Here is a 22,476-nt window from a genome sequence, read left to right as displayed (position 1 = left end):
GCTCGTCCACATCGGGAGCAGGGTTCGGGGCCCGTACTGCCCAGGGAGGAGCGCGAGACCCATCCTTACGGAGGAACACACAAACCGGCCGGCCTACCTACCCTGGATACTTGATGGCGCAACCAATGTCGTCGGCCTCCGACGATCGGGCTCCCCGTCCCGGTCGCACCGCCGTCGAGACCCCCGAGCACGCCGGCGAACCGACTGGTCCCGCCGTGCTCACACGCGCCCTGACCAGGGATTACGGCGGTGGCACCGGGATCTTCGGGATCGATCTGATGGTGCCGCGCGGCTGCGTGTACGGCCTGGTGGGACCCAACGGCGCGGGCAAGACCACGCTGTTGTCGATCATGGGCGGCACCCGGCGGGCCGACTCGGGCGAGGTGGTGTTCGGTGTCGATCGGCGCCGGGTCGCGGTGTCGACGGATGTGCCCGAGTTCGAACCGTGGTTGACCGCGTCCGAGGTGGTCGAGTTGGCCGGAAACCTCGTCGATCGACGGTTGCCCCGGGAGAAGGTGAAGGTCGCGCTGCACCGCACCGGCCTGTCCGGCTGCGGCGATCGTAAGGCCGGCTCGCTCTCGCGCGGCATGACGCTGCGCCTGGGACTGGCCGCGGCCCTGGTCGCGGACCCCGAACTGCTGATCCTGGACGAGCCCACCTCGGCCCTGGACCCGCGGGGGCGGGCCGATGTGCTGGACCTGGTGGCGAGCCTGCGCGAGCACACCACGGTGGTCTTCTCCAGTCACATCCTGGCCGATGTGCAGCGGGTGTGCGATCACGTCGGCGTGGTACGCGCGGGTCGGCTGTTGTATCAGGGCTCGACCGCCGAACTCGTGGACACGCACATGCGACCGAGTTGGCTGGTGCGGGTGCGCGGCGGGGGAACCGACCTGCTGCGCGCGTTCGCGGCGGAGAACTGGGTGGCGCGCGTATCGTCGATGCGACCGGGGCTGTTCCGGGTGGAGGCGCGTTCGCTGGAGGCGGGCGAGCGGCATCTGGCCGAGGTGCTCAGCCGCTGCTCGGCGCGGGTGGTGTCGGTCGCGCCCGAGGAGTCGGACCTGGAGGCGGCATTCCTGTCCATCACCGGAGGTCCGCGATGACGCGCTCGGGGGCCGTCCAGGCGCCCGCGTCGTCGGCGCCGACGGTGCCGACGGTGGTGGCCGCGCCCAACCGGGTCCCGCGCGGGCCGCGCCGGTTGGGGTTGTGGCGGCTGGAGTGGTTGCGGCTGACCCGTACCCGGCGGTGGTTGCTGCTCCTGGTGGCCTATCCGGGCGTGGGGCTGGTCGGCCCGGTGTTCGCCCGGCACCGCGACCAGATCCTGGAGGCGCTGCGGATCGAGGGGGTGCCGCCGGCGACCGGGATGCGGGCCGACAGCGGGATGGCGGTGTACGTGTACGGCACCGCCCAGGTCGGGCTCCTGGTCGGTCTGGCGCTGATGGCCAGCGCGCTCGCGGTGGACCATCGGGCGGGCCTGGCCGCGTTCCATCGCACTCGCATGCACCACACGCGCGACCTGGTGCTGCCCCGCTACACGGTGACCCTGACGGCGGTGGCGATCGCCTATGTGCTGGGCATGTTGATCGCATGGGCCCAGGTGCACTGGATGTTCGGTTCGTTGTCCGCGCGTTCCGTGCTCTACGGGGCGTTCTACGGGCTGATGGGCACGGTCGTACAGGTCAGCGTGGTCGCCGGGATGGCCGCGCTGCTGCGCCGGCCGGTGGCGATCTTCGGCGCGGGGCTGGTCGTCGTCATCCTGATGCCGCTCGCGTCGCTGTGGCGACCGCTGCGGTCCTGGCAGCCCACCGAGTTGAGCACCGCCCCGATCGAACTGCTGCGCGGACACTCCGCCGGCGAGTACACGGACAACCTCGTGATGGCGCTGCTGATCTCCGGGCTGTGCGTGTGGCTCGCGGTGTGGCGCATCGGACGTCGGGAGATGTGAGGGCCGGCCCGGGGCCGTTCGGCTCAGGCCACCTCGGCGACGCCGGTGATGCGGTGCAGGGGGTAGGTGTGGATTTCGCCGGTGGCCTGTTCGTGGGCGGTGACGTAGCCGCCCTCCAGGCGTAGCGGGATCACGATGTGCTGGGTGGCCCGGCCCTCGCGGGTGACGTGGCCGATCCACACCGCGCGGCGGTCGGCGTGCGCGGCCTGGAGCGCCAGGAGGGTTTCGGCGGCGGAGGTGCGCGGGAGTTCGACCGGTTCGCCGTCGCGTTCGGGGGCGGTGTCGGCGCGGCTGGTGGCGGCGGAGTCGCCCGCGCGGATCGCGGTCACCGCCGCGACCAGCAGGGCTTCCGTCGGGGTCGGCGGTTCGCCCGCGACGCGGGGCGGGGCCGAGCGGGGTGGGGTGCGTCTGGTGTCCGGGCGGGTCAGTACCAGGTCGCCGGTGGCCGATTCGGCGACCGGGGCCAGGCCCATCGCGCGCAACTTCTCCAGGACCGTGTCGGGCGCGGACTCGGCCGCGAGCACCGTGGGGGCCAGGCGGCGCAGCCGCAGCCCGGCGGCGCGGCGATCGGCGAGCAGTTCGCCGAGCAGCGCGTCGTCGTCGCAGCGCAGGAAGGCCGCGGCGGTGCCGACCCGGATCCGGCCGTGCCGGCGGGCGACGTCGTCCACGAGGTAGCTCAGCGGTTGCGGCACGGGGGTGCGCGAGTGGGTGGCGAGCAGGTGGTGCAGGTCGGTCGCGGTGCGGCCGGCGTCGAGCGCGCGGCGCACCGACTCCTCGGTGAAGCGGTACACGGTCGCCCCGCCGGTGGACTCCACGTCGGCGGCCAGGTGCAACTCGTGCGCGAGGTCCATCACCAGCGGGCCGGGGGCCACGGCGGTGAGGTCGGCCTGGAGCAGGACGTGGTCCAGCGGTTCCGGGAGCCGCGGGGTCAGCGCGTCGCCGGCCTCGTAGACCCGGCCCTCGACGAGCGGGCGGGCGTAGTCGGCGAACGCGCCGCGGCCGGTGATCCCGAGCAGTTCGGCCTCCACGAGCATGGCCCGGAACAGCGCCTCGGGCAGGCGCGCGGCCCGGATCGGCTGGTGCCAGGTCAGGTGCGCGAGCAGCGAGTCGGCGTCGGTGGCCGAGCCCGGGGGCAGGGCGGCGAGCGTGGCCAGGATCCGGCGGCGCACCTCGGGCGCGGCGGTCCGGTCGACCTGGGTGCCCAGCGCGCCGACCGGGCGGTCCTTGTCGTCGCGTGTGCCGACCAGGGCGGGCACCCGGGTGGTCTCCAGCCAGGTACCGGCCAGCGCGGCCCACCGGGTGCCCACCGGGGTGCGCCGCCAGGTGTCGTAGGCGGGGGTGGGCAGCCACTGCTCGTCCGGTTCGCCGTCGCCCGCGACCAGGCCCATCGCGTAGGCCACCTCCAGCCACAGCGCGACCTCGGCCTCGGGCACGTCCAGCTGTACCGCCGCGCGCTTGAAGTCGCGCATGCCCAGGCCGCCGGCGCGCAGCACGGGCGGGCCGCCGGCGCTCCATGCCTCGAGCAGGTCCTCGACCCGGCGCACCGCGGTGAACGCGGAGCCGGCCGCCAGGTCGTCCACAGCCTGTGGATCGTAGGCGCGCACCGGCAGCTCGGGGGGTGTGGGCAGCGGCGTCCGGTGCACCCGGCCGCCGCGCAGGTGCAGCGCGACCTCGCGGGGCAGCACCACCGCGTCCGGCCCGGCGGGCACGAGCAGGGCCCGGGCGAGCAGCCACTCCACGGGGGTGCGGGCCGCGTCGGCGCGCACCGGCCGGTCGGCGCCGCGCACACTGCCCGTGGGCGGCCCCCAGACCAGCTTGTCCAACACCTCGCGGGCGGCTTCCGGGGCCTGGCCGAGCAGCGCGTCGAGGCGCGCCCGGTCGGTGCACAGGTCGGTGATCGCGGCGATCGCGGAGACCGCGTCGTGGGTGGAGCCCAGACCGAGGTCGGCGAGCACGTCCTGGAGCCGGGACGGCGCGGTCGCGGCGAGCGCGCCTGCCAGCGTCGGGCCAAGCCCCGCCGGACTCGCGCCGACCAGGTCGCGCACCGTACGCACCACCCGCAGCGCGTCGTCGGGCCCCCACAGCAGCGCCTGCTCGCGCAGCGCGGCCACGGCCCGCCCGACCTCGTCCGGGGCGGTGCCGATCAGCGTGTGCAGCCGGGACACGGCGAAGCCGTCGGGCAGCACCACCGCGGCGTCGACGACCTGGAGGGTGAACCGGTCCAGGCGCTCCAGGGCGCGCGCGATCGAGGCCCGGGTGGTGGCCCGGGTGGCGAGCTGGGTCAGGTCCACCGGGACCGGGGTGGTCAGGTCCGGCCGGGCGCGCAACAACGCGCCGAGGTCGGCGTCGGTGCGTCCGCGCAGATCCTCGGCGAGCGTCCGGGGGCCGGACTCGGCGGCCCGATCCGCCTCGGCACGGGTGGGCGACGCAGCTGTGGTCATCCCATCAACGTTAGACGGTCCGCCCGCCGGCGATCACCGCTCCCGGAATCCCAATGCCCGGTCGCCGCGCGCGACCGCCCCGGATCGGGCCGCCGGAGGCGGTCGCGGGCGCCTGCGCGGCCCCGCTCGCGCGGCCCGCACGGCCGGCCGACGGCCGGTCCGGCACGACCGCGGACCATGGGTGGTGCGGGTGCCGGGACCCGGGGCGCGGACACCGACCGCGACCCCGATCACGGGCCCGGATCGAGCCGCGAAAGCCGCGGCGCGCACCCTTACGATCACCATTTCCGCCAACCTCTCGCTCCGCTACGCCCGCACCCCTACGCTGAGTTGTCGCTTTACCGACGCATGACGCGGCGGGCGCGGCACCGACGCAGACGAACCTTCGGCGGGGGTGAGGTGGGGGCGTGAACTTCGAGAGCGATCATCTGGTTCTGCAATACCTGGGCGAGGTCGGTGACGCGGCCCAGCGCAAACTTCGCCCCGCCGACCGGGCCCGGCTCGTGGAGCGGCTGCGCAGCCAGATCAACAGCGAGCGCGAGCGGCTGAACGCGCACAACCCCGGCGCGGTACAGGTCATCCTCGATCGGCTCGGCACGCCGGAGGCGGTGGTCGGCCAGGAGTTGTACCGGCTCGGCGACCTGCGCGACAGCGGCGCCGACGACGGGGTCGGCGCGATGTCGATGCGGGGGTCGCGGCATGCGACGGTGGCCCGCCAGATGGGGTTTCGCGCCGACGCCACGCCGATTCCGGCCATACGGGATCCGTCTCGGCCGCCGCCGGCCGCGCCCGCGCCCGCACCTCCCCCGCCCACGCCGCCCGCGCCCCGGGTCTCGCCCGAGGGAGGTCCACCCACACTCGCCGAGACCGCGGCCGGCGGCGGTGGCGGCGGCACGGCGACCAAGCCCGCCGCGCCCGCGGATCCGGAGGAGGAGCCGCTGTGGTGGCGCTCGCCCCCGGAGGGCGACATGCCGGAGCGGCCGACCCCCGACATGTACGGCGACGGCTCGCTGCACGCGCCGGCGTATCCGATCGGCGTGGCCTCGGACCCCTCGGCCGGCTGGGACGACACCTCGCTGACCGAACCCACCCCGGTCATGGGCGTGTTCGGCGGTCCGGGCGCGCTGCGCACCCAGCTGCGCGAGGTGTTCGCGATCGCGCTGATGACGGTCGGGGCGATCGTCGCCTCGACCGTGGTGGTGGTGCTCGGCCTGCTCGTGGTCTTCACCGCGGCCGCGTGGTCGCTCAAGGAACGGCGGTTCGCCGCGTTCTACATCCCCGGCACGACGGCGCTCGCCTTCGCCATCGGGATGTGGCTGCGGGCCACCGGGCACCTGGGCACCGATCTGACCCGGGACGAGGCCTGGGACCGGTTCGGCGAGTTGTTGCCGGCGATGGTCCGGGTCGCCGCGATCGCCGCGTCGCTGTATCTGCTGTGGCGGCTGAACCGGCGCCGACTCACCGCGTAGACGCGGGGACACGACCCGCCCCGGTGTGACGTACTCCGCCGCCGGGAGCGGGATTTCCGCTCTTTACGATTCCATTAATTAGGTTAGCCTTACCTCATCTGCTCGGGACGGCGCCCGGACCTACCGCTAATAGGTCCGGGCGCCGCCCTGTGCACACTGCCAGATGGAGGAGCCAAGGATGACCAACGGAACGCGGCACAGGCCCGCGAGCCGCCTGACCCGCTGGGGAGCGATCGGCGCGACCGGCGCGCTGGCCGTGGCCGGCGTGAGCCTCGCCTCGCCCGCGCGGGCCGCCGCCACCCCGGCGGTGAGCGTGTCGCCCGGCGTCGATATCGATCCCGACGGCGCCACGATCACCGTGACCGGCACCGGTTTCGACAAGACCCGCAACTCCGGCAACGGGGTCTACGTCCTGTTCGGCCCGAAGATCGACGACTACTACACCAACGCGGGCGCCTACAGCGCCCAGGCGTGGGTCGCCGGCAGCAGGATGAGCGCCGAGGGCGCCTTCACCACCACGCTCGACGTCAAGGCGAAGTACACCGACGGCAACGGCAAGGAGGTGGACTGCCTCAAGCAGGAGTGTCGCGTCGTCACCTTCGCCGCACACGGCGCGAGCACGACCGACCGCAGCCAGGACACCTTCACGCCGGTCGCGTTCAAGAACACCACCCCGCCGCCGGCGCCCAGGCTCACGGTGAGCCCGGCCGCGGGCGCGAACCCCGACGGCCAGAACTTCACCGTCACCGGCACCGGTTTCGACCCGGTCCGCGACGGCGGCAACGGCGTCTACGTCGCGTTCGGCCCGAAGGGCACCGACTGGAACACCAACCCCGCGCCATACCAGGCGACCAAGTGGGTGCGCACCACCCCGGGCACCTCGCCGGGCCAGGCCAGGCTGAACGCCGACGGCAGCTTCTCGCTGACGCTCGACGGCATGAAGGCCAAGTACAAAAACAAGGACGGCGTCGAGTACGACTGCGCCGTCACCACCTGCCACGTCGTCGCCTTCGCCGCACACGGCTCGCCGGACCGCAGCCAGGACACCTTCGTCCCGGTCGCGTTCAAGGCCCCGACCAACCCGGGCCCCGGCACCGGCTACCAGGTGATCACCACCGACGTGCGGGGCGGCCCGCTGACCCTGGGCGTCGGCGGCACCGATGTCGCGCTCCCGGGCGTCACCCTCAACGGCAAGGACGTCTTCACCGGCGGCGCGCTCAACCCGCTCACCGTCTCCGACGCGCGCGGTACCAACGCCGGATGGACGCTGACCGGCCAGGCCAGTGACCTGACCTCGGCCGGCGGCCGGATCGTCGGCGACAACCTCGGCTGGACCCCCACCGCCAAGTCGGTCACCGGCACGCTCCCCACCGGCGGCACCACCGCCTCGGTGACCCCGGGCGCCCAGGCCGACCCGGGCACGGGTCTCGGCCGAGCACACACGCTGTGCGCGTCGGCAAGCGGCGCCGGCGCCGGCTCCTTCGAATGCGGCGCCACCCTCAAACTCGGCGTCCCCGGCACCACGGTCCCCGGCACGTACACGGGCACACTCACGCTGACGCTCATCTGACCACCCCGAGACGGGCGGGCGCGCCGGACGCGTTGGCCCGCCCGTCCCGGGCCGGTTTACCCTCCCGCTCCCCCGTTGCGTTCGGCCCGAAAGCTGCGGTTTTACAGGCCACGTCCCCACCCCGACCGGGCCCCGCGGCCCATCGCGGCAAGGGACGTGCAGACCCCGTGGCGCGTCAGCGCCCACGACCCGGGCCGGCCCCGGGATCGACGCGCGCAGCGCGGAGAGCGGCGGAGCCGCAGAACTTGGGCTGGGTGACCCGGAGCGAAGCGGAGGGGCACACAGCCCCGAGCGAGGGGCCGCTTTTTTCTCGGAGGAGCGAAGCGGGGGAGAGAAAAAAGCGGCCCCTCGCGAGCCGGCGCGAAGCGCCCAAAAAGAAGCAACGCCGCCGCCACGACTCCCCCTCCCCACCCCGCTCACCCCGCGCCCCAGGCCCCCTTGGAGCCCCCCAATGCCCGCCCCCCTCACCCGCCTCCTCCGCATACTCTTCACCGCCCTACTCCCCCTGGCCGCCCTCGCCACCCCCGCCGGGGCCGCCGACGAGTTCACCTGGGGCGTGCAACCGGCAGGCAGCCGCGACCACTTCGTGCTCACCGCCGCCCCGGGCCAGACCCTGGTCGACGTCGTCGGCGTGTCCAACTTCGGCGCCGAGCCGCTGACCCTGCGGGTCTACGCCACCGACGCGGTGCTCGCCGTGGACGGCGGGATGACCCTGCTGACCGGTGCCGAGCAGCCACGCGACGTCGGCTCGTGGATCGGTTTCGACGCCGAGTCGTACACGATCGCGCCGGGCAAGCGCGCGGACATCCCGTTCCGGCTGACCGTCCCGGCCGGCGCCACGCCCGGCGACCACACCGGCGCCATCGTCGCCTCGATCAAGGCCGCCGCGACCGGGCCCGGCGAGCAGCGGTTCGACGTGGACCGGCGGGTCGGCGCGCGGGTGTACCTGCGGGTGGCCGGTCCCGCGCTGCCGGGGCTGGCGATCGAGGACCTGCGGGTGTCCTACGACAACCCGCTCGCGATGTTCGGCGGCGCCGAGGCGGTGGTGCGCTACCGGGTCCGCAACACCGGCAACGTACGGACCACCGCCCGGGCGCAGACCACGATCTCCGGCCTCGGCGACTGGCGACTCGGCGGCCCGAAGCACACCACGCTGCCCGAGTTGTTGCCGGGGGCCACGCACGAGGTGGTCCAGCGCTTCGCCGGCGTCGTCCCGGCCGGGCGCCTCACCGCCGACGTGAAGGTGACGGGTGAACCGGCGACCGTGGCCGCCGGGTCGACCGCCGTATGGGCGCCGCCGTGGTTGCTCCTCGGCGCGATCGTGCTGCTGCTCGGCGCGCTGATCGGCCAGGTCGTCCGGCGCTGCAGACGCGCCGCCGAGGGCGCGGCGACCACCGACACCCACACCGAAGCCACCGCCGACCCGACCGGCTGACGACCCGCCGTCGCGTCGCCCCAAACTCCTTCAGGAGCCGCCATGTTCACCCCGCACACTCCCCCCGCCCGGCGCATGGCCATCGTGGCCGCCGCCGGCCTGACCGCCGCCGGCATCCTGGCCGCACCGGCCGTCGGCGCCGCCCCGTCGACCTCGGCGCCTTCGACGACCACCCCGTCGGCCGTCCCCACCGCGACCGTCTCGCGCGGCGCCGAACTGGCCCCGGGCGGCGACGAGATCACCGTGACCGCTCGCGGCTTCGCTCCCGGCGCGAAGGTCACCGTCGCGCTGTACGGCGGCGACACCGCCGACTCCAAGGGCAGCCGCGTACTCACCGCCGACGGCAACGGCTTCGTCGCGACCCCGCTCGTGGTCGGCACCGGATTCGCCCCGGACGCCCCGGCGTTCGAGGTCCGGGTCGGGGCCGAGGGTGGGCCCACCGCGAAGGTCGGGCTGACCTTCGCCGCGCCCGCGCCGACCGCCGCGGCACCCCGATCGTTGCGCGCGGCCACGGCGGCACAGGCCGCACCGGCCGCGGCCCCTCGGGCGGCCGGTGGGGCGAAGCTGACCGTGACCCCGAGCACCGGCCTGGACCCGGCGGGCGCCTCGGTCACCGTCAAGGGCTCCGGCTACGCGGCCGGCAGCGGCAACGGGATCTACGTGGTGTTCGGCCCGAAGGAGGCCGACTGGACCACCAACGCGGGCAACTACGGCGCCTCGAAGTGGATCAAGGCGTACGGCGCGGACGGGATCGACCCGGACGGCACGTTCTCGGTCACGCTCACCGACGTCAAGGCCGCGTACAAGAACGGCGCGGGCAGGGACGTCGACTGCCTCAAGACCGAGTGCTACGTGCTGACCATGGCCGCGCACGGCTCCCCCGACCGCAGCCAGGACGCCTTCGTGAAGGTCGCCTTCAAGGCCGGCTCGACCACGACCGCCGGGACGAGCGCGGGCACCACCGGCGGCACCACCGGTTCGGCGAGCACGGGCGGCACCTCGGGCGGCACGTCCGCCGGCACCTCGGGCGGATCCGGCGGGCCCGCGGGATCCACCGGCGGCACGTCCGGCGGCGGCAACCTGGCGCTCACCGGCCCGGCCGGCCTCGCCGCCGCGGGCACCGTCGGCGCGGCCCTGGTCGCCGCCGGCACGGTCGCGGTGGTCACCACCCGCCGACGCCGCGCCGCCGGACCGACCGCGCCCTGAGCACCGAACCCCGAGACCGAGCACCAAGCACCAAGCACCAAGCACCCCAGCCCACCGCCCTACGCCGGCCGAACCGCGCGGTTCGGCCGGCGTAGGGCGGCCCGGTCACCCGCCCGCTCAGACGTCCAACGCGTCCAGTTGCTCCAGGAACCACTGCTGCGGGTTGAGCGCCACCGCCGCCGCGGCCAGCCGCTTGGTGCGCTGGAGCCGGTCGGTGGTGTCCATCGTCAGCGCCTCGTGCAGCGCCTCGGTGGTCTGCGAGACGTCGAACGGGTTGACCACGATCGCGTCCTCGCCCAACTCCTCGCACGCACCCGCCTCGCGCGAGAGCACCAGCGCGCAGCCCCCGTGGCCCTCGTCCAGGAGGGAGACCACCGGCACCTCCTTGGCGACCAGGTTCATCCCGTCCCGGATCGGGTTCACCAGCGCGACGTCGGCCAGCCGGTACGCCGCGAGCGAGCGCGGGAAGTCGTCGTTGACGTGCAGGATCAGCGGCTGCCAGTCGCCGGTGCCGAACTCGTCGTCGATCTCCTTGGCCACCCGCTGCACCGCGGCGGTGTACTCGCGATACTCCGGCAGGTCGTGCCGCGACGGGTAGGCGAACGCCACGTGCACCACCCGGCCGAGCCATTCCGGTCGGGTGCGCAGCAGTTCGCGGTAGGCCAACAGGCCCCGGACGATGTTCTTGGACAACTCCGTACGGTCCACCCGGACGATCACCCGACGGTCGCCGACCGCCTCGCGCAGCCCCGCGAGGCGGGTGTCCACGTCGGCCCGGGACGCGCGCTCGCGCAGGAACTCGGCGTCGGCGCCCAGCGCGTGTACGCCGATCCGGGTCACGTGGCCCGCGTGCGTGACGGTCATCGCGTCCCGGTCCACCTCGGCGCCCAGCACGTCGGCGCAGCAGTCCAGGAACGCGAGCGCCCAGCGCCGGGAATGGAATCCGGCGTGGTCCGCGCCGAGCACCCCTTCGAGCACGTAGCGGGCGATGTCGTCGGGCAGCAGCCGGAAGTAGTCCGGCGGCGCCCAGGGGGTGTGCGCGAAGTGGCCGATCCGCAGGTCGGGACGCAGTCTGCGGAGCAGCACCGGCACCAGGGTCAGGTGATAGTCCTGTACGACCACCTTCGCGCCCTCGGCCGCCTCCTCCGCCAGGGCCTCGGCGAACGCCTGGTTGTACGCCTCGTAGGAGGTCCACTCCTTGCGGAAGCGCGCGTCGAAGACCGGCTTGGAGGGGGTGTCGTAGAGCAGGTGGTGGACGAACCACAGGGTCGAGTTCGCTATGGCGTTGTACGCCCGCGCGAACGTGCCGGGGTCGATGTCGAGCATCCGCACGGCCAGCCCGCCGGTGTCGTGACCGGCGAGATCCAGCCGGCCCGAGGGCGCGGCACGGGTCGCGGTGCGGTCGGGCTCGCCGAGCGCGGAGCAGACCCACACGGCGCCGGTGCCCTGCCCGGCGGTGGACAGGCCGGACACCAGTCCGCCGCCGCCGCGCCGCACCGTGAGCGTGCCGTCGTCCTCCAGGGAGAAGGACACGGGACCGCGGTTGGAGGCGACCAGCACCCCGGCGGGAGAGGGGGTGGCGGGAGGAGGAGCACTCATGCCCCGACCCTAGCCACGCATCCCGGTGCGCAAACCCGGGCCGGCCGTGCCCTCGGTTCGAACGGTGTGGCGAGTATCACGCCCACCGGTCACTACCACACGTAGTCGGACTGTGCCTCTCGGGTATCGGTGAGTCTTCGGCCGCCGCGGCGCAAACCCGGGCCGAACGCCGGACAAACACCCCCGGACCAGGGGGTCAGCGCCCGACCAGGCGGGTTCGTGTCCGGTACTCGGACACCGTGGCCATCGGCGGTCGCTCCCGGGCGGCGATGTCGTGGGTGCGCACACGAAAGCCCGCCTCGTCCCGTTCGAACTGGGTCAGCACGGTGTTCGGCTCGGCCGGGTGCGCGCCGGCGGGGCCGCGGCGCAGTCGGCGCTCGACGGCCTGGAGTATCTCCGCCGCCATCCGCCCCAGGCCCGCCTCGTCCTGGTGGTTGTGCCGCCGCACACCGACGTCCACCTGGGCCATCGCGTCCAGGCCGACCAGGCGCAGGGTGTCCACGAGCATCGCGGTCTCGACGCCGTAGCCGCACGGGAAGGGCAGTTGTTCGAGCAGCGTGCGGCGGGCCGCGTATTCGCCGCCGAGCGGCTGCACGAAGCCGGCCAGTTCGGGCCAGTGCAGGTTGAGCAGGGGGCGGGCGACCAGTTCGGTCACCCGGCCGCCGCCGGCGGGCACGATCGTGTCGCCGATCTCCAGCGGCCGGTCGTACATGGCCTTGACCAGCTGGACCGAGGGGTCGGTGAGCAGCGGGCCGAGGATCCCGGTGACGAAGTCCGCCGAGAAGTCCTTCAGGTCGGCGTCCACGAACGCCACGATGTCGCCGTCGGTGACCAGGAGCGAGCGCCACAACACCTCGCCCTTGCCGCGCACGGCCGGGAGCGCGGGCAGGATGTCGTCGCGGCGCACCACCCGCGCGCCCGCGTCGGCGGCCACCCGCGCGGTGTCGTCGGTGGAGCCGGAGTCGACCACCACCAGCTCGTCCACCAGCGGTACCCGCTCGACCAGCTCGGTCCGGATCACCTTGACGATGTCGCCGACGGTCGCCGCCTCGTTCAACGCGGGCAGGACGACGCTGACCCGGGTGTCGCGTTTGGCGTCGAGAAGCCTGTCGACGGGCCAGTCGGCGGCGGCGGAGGACCGCCGTCGGAGCCAGTCGCCCACCTCGTGCGTCACGTTCGAAGATCCCCTGTCGTCGCCGGTGTTCCGGCCTCGGTCGTTCCACCCTTTATCGTCTCGCGAGGTGGACCGGATGATCGACGCGGCACCGGTTCGGTTACAGTCGTCGTCACCGGTTACGACGATCGCACGTCGGACCGGACAAACGCGGACCGGCCACCCGGCGAAGGGTGTGTCCACCGCCATAGCAGCTCATCCAGAGGGGCAGAGGGAACGGCCCGTTGAAGCCCCGGCAACCATCCGATCGTCATTCCTCGTGACGCGCTTTCGGCGCGAGCGAGCGGCCGACGAGCCGGACAGGTGCCAAGTCCGGCCCGTGGGACCCCACGGGTAAAGATGAGGACAGAAAGGCCCTCGCCATGGCGACACCCACCGCCACCCGCACCACCAGCGCCACCCCCACCTCCTTCGGTCCGGCCGTCGCGCTGTCGTGTCGCGAGTGCGGGGAGCGCACGGAGCTCGGCCCGAAGTACGCCTGCGAGTCCTGTTTCGGCCCCCTCGAGGTCGCCTACGAGTTCGGCACCGTGACGCGGGAGCGGATCGAGGCCGGGCCGCACAACATCTGGCGCTACGCGCCGCTGCTGCCGGTGTCCGCGGACGTCGCGTCCCGGCCCAGCCTGAACCCCGGCTTCACCAAGCTCGTCCGGGCCGAGAACCTGGGCCGCGAGCTGGGCGTGCGCAACCTGCACGTCAAGGACGACTCCGGGAACCCGACGCACTCCTTCAAGGACCGCGTGGTGGCGATCGCGGTCGAGGCCGCGCGGACCTTCGGCTTCACCACGCTGTCCTGCTCGTCCACCGGCAACCTGGCCGGCGCGGTGGGTGCCGCCGCCGCCCGGGTGGGCCTGCGCAGCTGTGTGTTCATCCCGTCCGACCTGGAGGCCGGCAAAGTTGTCACGGCCGCGGTCTACGGCGGCGAGCTGGTCGCCATCGAGGGGACCTACGACGAGGTCAACCGATTCTGTTCGGAGCTGATCGGCGACCCGGCCGGCGAGAGCTGGGGCTTCGTCAACGTCAACCTGCGGCCCTACTACGGCGAGGGTTCCAAGACGCTCGCCTACGAGATCGCGGAACAACTCGGCTGGAAACTGCCGGAGCAGATCGTCATCCCCATCGCGTCGGGGTCGCAGCTGACCAAGATCGACAAGGGTTTCCGCGAGTTGATCGCGCTGGGTCTGGTAGAGGACGCGCCGTACCGGATCTTCGGCGCCCAGGCGACGGGGTGCTCGCCGGTGGCCGCCGCGTGGAAGGCCGGGCACGACGTGATCCGCCCGGTGCGGCCGGACACGATCGCCAAGTCGCTCGCGATCGGCAACCCCGCCGACGGCCCCTACGTGCTCGACGTGTGCAAGCGCACGGGCGGCGCGGTGGAGGACGTGAACGACGTCGAGGTCGTCGAGGCGATGAAGCTGCTCGCGCGTACCGAGGGCATCTTCGGCGAGACCGCGGGCGGGGTCACCGTGGGCTGCCTGCGCAAGCTGCTCGAGTCCGGCGCGCTGGACCCGGACGCCGAGACGGTCGTGCTCAACACGGGCGACGGCCTCAAGACGTTGGACGCGGTCACGCCGACGACCGGACCCACCGCGACCATTCGACCCACCCTGGACTCCTTCCGAAAGGCCGGCCTCGCATGAGCGTCTCCGTTCGCATCCCGACCATCCTGCGCACCTACACGGGTGGGGCGGCGGAGGTGTCCGCCGAGGGCACCACGCTCGCCGAGGTCCTGGACTCCCTGGAAAAGGCCCACACCGGAATTCGTGCGCGCATCCTCGACGACGAGGGCAAGCTGCGTCGCTTTGTGAATCTGTACGTGGAGGACGAGGACGTGCGCTTCGCCGACGGGCTCGCCACGGCGATCCCCGACAAGGGCACCGTTTCGATCATCCCGGCGGTCGCCGGGGGTTGCTGACGCGATAGGCCGAGCGTCCCGATCTTCCTCGATCGGGCACGAAACGGAACCGGGAAATCCGCCGCGCGAGCACCGCGCGGCGGATTTCTTCGTTCCTGCCGAAGGTTGTGCGTAACCCGGGTTTAACCGGCTCCATTTCCCGTCTTTGGCGGCGGCGCGTCGGTAAACTCGTGGTCGGGATCACATCCGATATGTGTGGAAAGTCGTTTTCCTGGCGAATTGAAATACGGCTTTTTTGGAGACTCGCGAGGAATGCGAGTTTTATTCGCTCGGGAATTCTCGTCCGATTGACCTGTTGCTCCGGGCATCCGTCCGGATACATTCAGCCGCGGTCGTAGCAGAGGGCCGGGTCCTTCTGGATACGAACCCGGAGCTGCGGCGTGCAGTATCCGTGAAAGGGCCAGTAACAGGGGAGTTAGGAATGGCTCAGGGCGCCGTCAAGTGGTTCAACGCGGAGAAGGGGTACGGCTTCATCGCGGTCGACGGTGGGGCGGACGTTTTCGTCCACTACAGCGCGATCCAGATGGACGGGTACCGGACGCTCGAGGAGGGGCAGCGAGTCGAGTTCGAGATCTCGCAGGGGCAGAAGGGGCCGCAGGCCGACATGGTCCGCGTCACCGCCTGAACCGGGAGCCATGCGCTCCTCTGCTTGAAACGGTCCACACACGGACTGCACGACACATCGCGGCACACAACACGCCCGATCCTGTCGGATCAATGACCGGGGCCCGGCCTTCCCGCCAAGCGGGGGCCGGGCCCCGGTCGTTGCACGAGCGGCGGCGGAGCGCACGGGTGCGGCGGAACGCGGGCCGGGGCCGGGGCCGGACGAGCGGCACGGCGCGGCGCGGCGCGGGCGGGTGGTGCGCCGGGTCGGGACAGCGCGACGCGGGCACAGCGGGTGCGGGTTCGGCGGGCGGCGGCATGCGGGAGCGCCGACCGGGGCCGGACGGGCGGCGCGAGGCGGAGCGGCCCCGGGGTATCGCCGGCGCCGGTACGGCGGTACACGCAACCAACGCAGCCGAGCCCGCCACGCAACCCCGCGCAACCACAGGCACCCCGACCGGACCCGACGCAGGCGCAGCCGCGGGCAGACCGGCGCGCAGAAGGCACCACACCCGAACCCGACGTGAGCCCAGGGGCGGCACATCCGAACCCGCCCGGGTGCGGGCAATACCCAGGGTTCGGGCCACCCAACCGCCACGGTCGCGCACGCACCGGCGGACGTGGTGCGGGCGCGGTGCGCACCCGGTGGGCGCACGGGCGGCACACCCGGCCCCGGCGGGCGCGGGCAAAACCGTGCCGTGCGGGCGCCCGGGCGTCGGCGGGCGCGGCGCCTACAACGCGGGGGCACACGCGGCGCAGCCCGTCCCGTGCGGGCATGGGTGGCGCGGTGGTAGGGAATCCCCGATCGCGGCCGGCCCGTGTGACCCGCGCCCGGGTGTGCGCGGGTCGCGCGAATCCGTGTCGGGGTGGCCGAGGTCGGGGTGGGTGGCATGTGGATGGGCTGCGACGCGGGGTCGGGTGGGCGTGGGGGTGGGGTGTGTGACACGCGCGGGTGTGGAGCGGGGGGCCTTGGACTCGCCCGTTGCGCTTGCACTCGGCATGGTCGAGTGCTAATCATTGGCGTTAGCACTCTGGATGTGAGAGTGACAGAAACGGACCGGGCCGGTGAGGCTCGGCACCCGTGAGGGAGGGATCCTCGCGGTGGTCGGGTCGTCCGTCGCGGGCGCCTGTACGGTCCGGCACTCACCCCCGTTCTGGGAGGACTTCACCACATGGCCAAGATCATCGCGTTCAACGAGGAAGCGCGCCGCGGCCTCGAGCGCGGGATGAACCAGCTCGCCGACGCCGTCAAGGTCACGCTGGGCCCCAAGGGCCGCAACGTCGTGCTCGAGAAGAAGTGGGGTGCGCCCACCATCACCAACGATGGTGTGAGCATCGCCAAGGAGATCGAGCTCGAGGACCCGTACGAGAAGATCGGCGCCGAGCTGGTCAAGGAGGTCGCCAAGAAGACGGACGACGTCGCCGGTGACGGTACGACGACCGCGACCGTCCTCGCCCAGGCGCTCGTCCGCGAGGGCCTGCGCAACGTGGCCGCCGGCGCGAACCCGATGGCCCTCAAGCGTGGCATCGAGAAGGCCGTCGAGGCCGTCTCCGAGCAGCTGCTCGCGCTCGCGAAGGACGTCGAGACGAAGGAGCAGATCGCCTCCACCGCCTCGATCTCCGCCGCTGACCCCCTGATCGGCGAGATGATCGCCGAGGCCATGGACAAGGTCGGCAAGGAAGGCGTCATCACCGTCGAGGAGAGCAACACCTTCGGTCTCGAGCTGGAGCTCACCGAGGGCATGCGCTTCGACAAGGGCTACATCTCGCCCTACTTCGCGACCGACATGGAGCGCATGGAGGCCGTCCTCGAGGACGCCTACGTGCTCATCGTCAACTCGAAGATCACCTCGGTGAAGGACCTCCTCCCGCTCCTCGAGAAGGTCATGCAGTCGGGCAAGCCGCTCATGATCATCTCCGAGGACGTCGAGGGCGAGGCCCTGGCCACGCTCGTCGTGAACAAGATCCGCGGCACCTTCAAGTCCGTCGCCGTCAAGGCTCCGGGCTTCGGCGACCGTCGCAAGGCCATGCTCGGCGACATCGCCATCCTCACCGGTGGCCAGGTCATCTCCGAGGAGGTCGGCCTCAAGCTCGACACCGCCGGTCTCGAACTCCTCGGCCGCGCCCGCAAGGTCGTCGTCACCAAGGACGAGACCACCATCGTCGACGGCGCCGGTGACTCGGACCAGGTCGCGGGTCGGGTCAACCAGATCCGCGCCGAGATCGAGAACTCCGACTCGGACTACGACCGCGAGAAGCTCCAGGAGCGCCTGGCGAAGCTCGCGGGCGGCGTGGCGGTCATCAAGGCCGGTGCCGCGACCGAGGTCGAGCTCAAGGAGCGCAAGCACCGCATCGAGGACGCGGTGCGCAACGCGAAGGCCGCCGTCGAGGAGGGCATCGTCGCCGGTGGTGGCGTGGCCCTGCTCCAGGCGTCCACCATCGCGTTCGACAAGCTCGACCTGGACGGCGACGAGGCCACCGGCGCGAACATCGTGCGCCTGGCCGTCGAGGCCCCGCTCAAGCAGATCGCGGTCAACGCCGGCCTCGAGGGCGGCGTGGTTGTGGAGAAGGTGCGCAACCTGACCCCGGGTCACGGCCTCAACGCCGCGACCGGCGACTACGTGGACCTCATCGCCGAGGGCATCATCGACCCGGCGAAGGTCACCCGTTCCGCGCTGCAGAACGCCGCGTCGATCGCCGCGCTGTTCCTGACCACCGAGGCCGTCATCGCCGACAAGCCGGAGAAGAACGCCGCTCCGGCCGGCGGCGGCGCCCCGGACATGGGCGGCATGGACTTCTGATCGACTGAGGATCGGCAGTCCCGGCCCACCCGGTCGGTAGCTCCACGCGAGAGGCGGTCCCCTTCGGGGGGCCGCCTCTTTCGCGTGCCGGCGGGCCCTTCCACCACTGTTCGAAGCGTGTTCGCTCGTTCGAGTGGCACAGGCGACTTACCCTGAAATGCTCTCCGGGCGACCGTAGCGTCGTTCTTGTACGGCATGGATCGAGGTAGGCGAGGTGGACGAGATGACCGCACCCGTGATCGAGGTGAGCACCGCCTGGCGCGAAATCGTAACCATGTGGCAGGGATTGGACGTGCCCGAAGGCTGGCGCGCCGAGTTCGACGGAGAGAACATCACGATGTCGCCGCCACTCGCGCACCAGCACGAATTGATCGCGGACGACGTCCATTGGCAGCTGCGCCGGGCCGCTCCCGCCGGATGCGGCGCGTTTCAGCATCTCGGTGTGGAGATCATGTCGGTTGGTCGCCCGTGTGTTCCCGACCTGGTGGTGATGGCTCGGGAAGACGTGGCCACGCCGACACCGGCGCATCGGATTCTTCTCGTCGCCGAGATCACCTCCCCGAGCAATGCGAGCATCAACCGCGTCGACAAGCTGCGGGCGTACGCACACGGACCGATTCCGCTCTACCTGCTTGTCGATCGGTGGGACAAGGACGGCCCGGCGGCAACGCTGTACTCCGAGCCCGACGGCAAGGTCTATCAGCGGGTGCAACGTGTCGATTTCGGCGGCTCGGTCGTCATCCCCGATCCCTTCGGGATCGAGTTGGACACCTCAGGCTTCCCGCCGCGGTGATATTCGCCGGCATCGCCGGCCGCTCGCTCGTAGGCTCGTGAGGCGACTTCGGGAACTACGTGTTCCTTCTGTCTTGGCGTACAAGCGCTTTTGGGGTGCTTGGGGTTCGAATCCCTATCCGGGACCCGTGACCTGCCCGAAGTCGCGCGCCATCGCACCCGGGGAACTGCGTGTTCGTACAGTGCCGTTTCCGATGGGTTGGAAGCGGTCCCGGCTACGTACCGAGATCGACACCGGACCCGCGACCTGCCCCGGGTGCCCACGGGGGAGCCCATTTCGATGACCGAGACCGAGATCGTGCGCGCGCTCAGCGCCGACAACCCCGCCCGTGCCGAGGCCGCCGCCACCGTCGTGCGTTTCCTGGACGTCGCCGTGGCCGCCACCGGACGGGCCTCCTTCTACAACACCCGCGACGCGCAGCTCGCCCTCGAAGAGGACGCGCACCGCGCGATGGCCGCGCTGGACCGGCGGCTGTACGCGGGCCTGGTGTGCTCCCCCGGGGCCACCGACCGCAGCCGGCAGCTCGGCGTGTTGCACCTGCTCGGCACGCCCGCGCACGAGCACGACGGCGACGCCATCCGCGCCGCGGTCGCCGCGCTGACCGTGCCGCGCCGGCTCAAGCTGTTCGCCATGCTGACCGAGCGGCGGCTGAACAACGCGCGGGTGCGCCGACTGATCCTGCGCACCGTGCTCGGCTCCACCTCCCTGGAACTGTGGTCGGTGCGCTACCGGGACAAGCTGGCCGCCGCCCTGCGGCACGCGTGGGGTCTGCGGCTGAGCGGCATCCTGCGCGCGATCCTGACCAAGCGACTCGCCGGAGGCGAACTCGACTCGAAGGAACACCGCATCCTCGCCCGCGAGATCGACCGCTGGGCCGCCGACCGGGCCGATCCCGCCGCGGTGCGCGAGTGTGTCGCGTTCGTGCTCGGCGCCGAGGGTCCGTACACGCTGCCGCTCCCGGTCGCGTATCGGGCCGCCCGCACCGACCTGGACGCGGGCGCCGCGCTGCCGCTCGAAACCCTGGAGGGGCTGCGCGGCCGTTACCACCCGCACGAGAAGCCGGCCCGCGTCCTGGAGCTGACCGCCGCCCGGCTCACCGTCGGACAGCGGCTGGCCGGACAGCGGCAGGCCGCTCGGACGGGCGTGGCGGTCGACGTCGACCTCGACCGCTACGACGCGGTCCGGCTCTACCTGTACGCGTTCGCCGAGGGCATGACCGCCGAGGTCGCCGCCGCGCTCGACCGGCGCGCCGCGCGCACCGCGGCCGGACTCGACCTGGCCGGCCGCCGGGTCGCCCTCGTCCTGGACGGTTCCGCCTCCCTGGGCGGCGGCACCGACCAGCCGCTGCGGCCGATCGCCGCCGTGCTCGCCCTGCGCGACGCACTGCGGGCGGCGGCGGGCACCTGCCACGACGTGTGGATCGGCGGCGTCCCGGACGGCCGGCTGGTCCACCCCGCCGGCCCGACCGCCGCCGCCGAAGCCCTGGTCGCCGCGCTGCGTACCGGCGCGGAGCTGATCGTGGTGGTCGGCGACGGCTACGAGAACGCGCCCGCCGGCCGGTTCGCCCAGGTGCTCGACGCGGCGCGCACCCTCGGCGTCGCGGTGCCGGTGGTCCAGCTCTCCCCCGTCCTGGCCGCCGAGGCGGGCGGCCTGCGCGGCTACGCGCCGGACCTGCCGCTCGCCCCCGTCCACCGTCCCGAAGCCCTCGAACTGGCCTGGTGTCGACTGATGCTGGCCGCCGACCCGATCGCCGCCATACCCGCGCTGCTGCGCCTGGCCCACCCGGAGGTGACCGCATGACCACCCTCGCCCACGACACGCTGCCGATCGGCGACCTGCTGGCCGACTGCACCCTCGGGCGGGTGCAGAGCGTCGGTCGGATGCAGGTGCTGCCGCTGCTCGGCGACACCGTCGACGCGCCGACCGTCACCGTGCCCACCGATCTGTGGATCGGCACCAGCGGCTACGGCACGCTCACCTTCGTCAACCACAGCCCGCATGTCGCGCTGGTCCCGTGTCACCTCGCGGTGCTCGTCGAGCGCAGCGCGCAAGACCACGCGATGCCCCGGGCCGCGCTGGTCGAGCCCTCGGGCGAGCTGGCGTTCGACGCGGCGATGTGCGTGCAGCAGACCCAGCCCGGACTGATCCCGGCGGGGCCGCAGCCGCTCGCCGTGTTGCCGCTCACGCTGCGTGCCGCCGCCTCGGCGAGTGCCGACGCGGACGGGTACAGCCGGCTGTGGCCGGCCGTACAGCGGTTCAACGCCTCCGCCGGCCTCGCCGAGACCGGCAACCTGGCGCTGTTCACGAAGCACTACGCCCTCGAACTGGAGCGCTTCGTCGCCGAGTTCGAGTGCGTGCCGGACCAGGTCGGCGCGGTGGTGCTGCTCGACGGCGAGGTCGCCGGGATCGAGCGGGCGCCCTCGCGGGCGTACTGGTCGGCGATGTGGGCGCCGCTGATCCGGTTCTGCTACGGCGCGGAGGCGATCCGCCACGGCCTGCACGACCCGGGCGACCCGCCGCCGAGTCGGACCGTCCTGACCCTGCCCGGCGGCGACGGCGCGGCGGTCGGCGACCCGTACGACGTGCTCGCCGAGGCACTGCGGGCCGCCGACGCCGAGGAGCAGCGGCGGGCCGAGGCGGCCCTGGGCGCCGGCGCCGACCAGGTGGTGACCACGACCCGGGAGGTCGCCCACGCCGGGGTCACCGTGGGTCGGGCCGAGGGCGAGGGCTGGGTCGGCGCGTACGCGGTATGCGCCGACCGGCCGATCTACACGTCCTTGACCGCGCGCTCGTTCGGCGGCTGAGCCGAGGTCAGCGCGCCGAGCGGGGCGATCACGGTGCCGGCCCGCTCGCAGACCCAGTGCGGGTCCTCGCCGAGTTCGGGTTCGAGGTAGAGCGGGTGGTCGTCGTGCAGCGGGCACGGCGGCCACACCCGGCCCTGCTCGGCAAGCGCCTCCTGCACGTCCTGGCCGATCAGGCCGGGCACGTAGGCGGCGCCGTCGGGCCACTGCTCGACCCACCACTTGCGCTCGACCAGGGCGTGCTCGACGACGGTCACCGTCTCGGGGGTCTCGGCGCCGTGCGTGCGCAGGTCGGCCAGGACCAGGGCGCGGGCGGTCAGCAGGGCGACGTCGGTGGGATCCTTGCTCATATGCCCAGTGTGGGTGATCACGGCGGGTCCGGCGGGCGCCCGATCACGGCGGAGCCGAATGTGTACGAGAATCGAGCGCGTGGCTCTTCTCATCGATCCCCCGGCCTGGCCCGGGCGCGGGCGGCTGTGGTCGCACCTGGTCAGTGATGTCTCGCATGCCGAACTGCACGAGTTCGCGCGCGAACTCGGCGCGCCGGAACGCGCGTTCGACCGGGACCACTACGACGTGCCGGCCGATCTGTACGCCCGCGCGCTGGAGCGGGGAGCCGAGCCGGTCTCCAGCCGGGAGCTGGTGGTCCGGCTGACCCGCGCGGGGTTGCGGCGGCGCAAGCGGTACAGCCCGCGCTGACCCCAGGCCGGGCGCGCCGCGGGTCCCGGGC

Annotated in this window: 18 protein-coding genes and 1 riboswitch; of the genes, 14 read left to right on the top strand and 4 right to left on the bottom strand. The window is 72.7% G+C overall.

The window, feature by feature from the left end; all coding sequences use genetic code 11:
- The first annotated feature begins 215 nt into the window (after positions 1-215).
- The gene (locus ACH4XV_RS26965; protein ID WP_395794081.1) at positions 216-1,100 is read left to right on the top strand and encodes an ABC transporter ATP-binding protein; all 885 of its coding nucleotides are present in this window, start codon (positions 216-218) and stop codon (positions 1,098-1,100) included.
- A complete protein-coding gene (locus tag ACH4XV_RS26960; protein WP_395794079.1) occupies positions 1,097-1,942 on the top strand; it encodes a hypothetical protein in 846 nt (281 codons plus the stop codon). The genes ACH4XV_RS26965 and ACH4XV_RS26960 overlap by 4 nt, the downstream gene beginning before the upstream one ends.
- A 23-nt stretch (positions 1,943-1,965) precedes the next feature.
- Here the strand turns inward: ACH4XV_RS26960 and ACH4XV_RS26955 are convergent, their stop codons facing one another.
- Positions 1,966-4,383 carry a helicase-associated domain-containing protein gene (locus ACH4XV_RS26955; RefSeq protein WP_395794077.1) on the bottom strand — a complete coding sequence of 806 codons (2,418 nt, stop codon included), beginning with the start codon at positions 4,381-4,383 and terminating at the stop codon, positions 1,966-1,968.
- 407 nt (positions 4,384-4,790) lie between these two features.
- On the opposite strand from ACH4XV_RS26955, the gene ACH4XV_RS26950 reads away from it, so the two are divergent.
- The 4 genes from ACH4XV_RS26950 to ACH4XV_RS26935 all read left to right on the top strand — a co-directional run bounded on the left by ACH4XV_RS26950 (position 4,791) and on the right by ACH4XV_RS26935 (position 10,063).
- Positions 4,791-5,852, top strand: coding sequence for a hypothetical protein (locus ACH4XV_RS26950; protein ID WP_395794075.1), 1,062 nt, complete (start codon positions 4,791-4,793; stop codon positions 5,850-5,852).
- Between the two features lie 178 nt (positions 5,853-6,030).
- On the top strand, positions 6,031-7,422 hold the full coding sequence (locus ACH4XV_RS26945; RefSeq protein ID WP_395794073.1) for a hypothetical protein: 1,392 nt from the start codon (positions 6,031-6,033) through the stop codon (positions 7,420-7,422).
- A gap of 451 nt (positions 7,423-7,873) precedes the next feature.
- Positions 7,874-8,857 carry a DUF916 domain-containing protein gene (locus ACH4XV_RS26940; RefSeq protein WP_395794071.1) on the top strand — a complete coding sequence of 328 codons (984 nt, stop codon included), beginning with the start codon at positions 7,874-7,876 and terminating at the stop codon, positions 8,855-8,857.
- 42 nt (positions 8,858-8,899) lie between these two features.
- Positions 8,900-10,063 (top strand): hypothetical protein, encoded by a 1,164-nt coding sequence (locus tag ACH4XV_RS26935; protein WP_395794069.1) that lies wholly within the window; start codon positions 8,900-8,902, stop codon positions 10,061-10,063.
- Positions 10,064-10,180: 117 nt separating this feature from the next.
- On the opposite strand, the gene ACH4XV_RS26930 is transcribed toward ACH4XV_RS26935, so the two are convergent.
- Together ACH4XV_RS26930 and ACH4XV_RS26925 are read right to left on the bottom strand one after the other, a co-directional pair.
- Positions 10,181-11,662, bottom strand: coding sequence for a trehalose-6-phosphate synthase (locus ACH4XV_RS26930; protein WP_395794067.1), 1,482 nt, complete (start codon positions 11,660-11,662; stop codon positions 10,181-10,183).
- Between the two features lie 196 nt (positions 11,663-11,858).
- Entirely contained in the window at positions 11,859-12,836 is a 978-nt protein-coding gene (locus ACH4XV_RS26925; protein ID WP_395794065.1) for a glucosyl-3-phosphoglycerate synthase, read from the bottom strand.
- 192 nt (positions 12,837-13,028) lie between these two features.
- Positions 13,029-13,182: riboswitch (SAM riboswitch) on the top strand.
- A gap of 16 nt (positions 13,183-13,198) precedes the next feature.
- Between ACH4XV_RS26925 and thrC the strand changes: the two genes are divergently transcribed.
- The 7 genes from thrC (at position 13,199) to ACH4XV_RS26890 (ending at position 21,749) form a co-directional block, all read left to right on the top strand.
- On the top strand, positions 13,199-14,473 hold the full coding sequence (thrC, locus tag ACH4XV_RS26920; protein WP_395794063.1) for a threonine synthase: 1,275 nt from the start codon (positions 13,199-13,201) through the stop codon (positions 14,471-14,473).
- On the top strand, positions 14,470-14,748 hold the full coding sequence (locus ACH4XV_RS26915; protein WP_379999337.1) for a MoaD/ThiS family protein: 279 nt from the start codon (positions 14,470-14,472) through the stop codon (positions 14,746-14,748). Before thrC ends, ACH4XV_RS26915 begins: the two co-directional genes overlap by 4 nt.
- Positions 14,749-15,169: 421 nt before the next feature.
- Positions 15,170-15,373, top strand: a complete 204-nt coding sequence (locus ACH4XV_RS26910; RefSeq protein WP_020557826.1) for a cold-shock protein — start codon at positions 15,170-15,172, stop codon at positions 15,371-15,373.
- 1,150 nt (positions 15,374-16,523) lie between these two features.
- Positions 16,524-18,152, top strand: coding sequence for a chaperonin GroEL (gene groL / locus ACH4XV_RS26905; RefSeq protein ID WP_379999334.1), 1,629 nt, complete (start codon positions 16,524-16,526; stop codon positions 18,150-18,152).
- Between the two features lie 223 nt (positions 18,153-18,375).
- A complete protein-coding gene (locus ACH4XV_RS26900) occupies positions 18,376-18,945 on the top strand; it encodes a Uma2 family endonuclease (RefSeq protein ID WP_395794448.1) in 570 nt (189 codons plus the stop codon).
- Between the two features lie 279 nt (positions 18,946-19,224).
- Positions 19,225-20,745, top strand: a complete 1,521-nt coding sequence (locus ACH4XV_RS26895) for a hypothetical protein (protein ID WP_395794060.1) — start codon at positions 19,225-19,227, stop codon at positions 20,743-20,745.
- On the top strand, positions 20,742-21,749 hold the full coding sequence (locus ACH4XV_RS26890; RefSeq protein ID WP_395794058.1) for an ARPP-1 family domain-containing protein: 1,008 nt from the start codon (positions 20,742-20,744) through the stop codon (positions 21,747-21,749). The genes ACH4XV_RS26895 and ACH4XV_RS26890 overlap by 4 nt, the downstream gene beginning before the upstream one ends.
- Here ACH4XV_RS26890 and ACH4XV_RS26885 read toward each other — a convergent pair.
- Complete coding sequence (locus ACH4XV_RS26885; protein ID WP_395794056.1) at positions 21,713-22,096, bottom strand: hypothetical protein; 384 nt, start codon at positions 22,094-22,096, stop codon at positions 21,713-21,715. The genes ACH4XV_RS26890 and ACH4XV_RS26885 overlap by 37 nt on opposite strands.
- Before the next feature lie 79 nt (positions 22,097-22,175).
- Between ACH4XV_RS26885 and ACH4XV_RS26880 the strand changes: the two genes are divergently transcribed.
- Positions 22,176-22,445, top strand: a complete 270-nt coding sequence (locus tag ACH4XV_RS26880; RefSeq protein WP_126640748.1) for a DUF4031 domain-containing protein — start codon at positions 22,176-22,178, stop codon at positions 22,443-22,445.
- The last annotated feature ends 31 nt before the right edge of the window (positions 22,446-22,476 follow it).

This window comes from Embleya sp. NPDC020630 (genome assembly GCF_044334985.1).
In the GTDB taxonomy this organism is placed as follows: Bacteria; Actinomycetota; Actinomycetes; order Streptomycetales; family Streptomycetaceae; genus Embleya.
The sequence above is the reverse complement of the archived record's forward strand: the minus strand, read 5'-3'. Positions and strand labels throughout refer to the sequence as shown.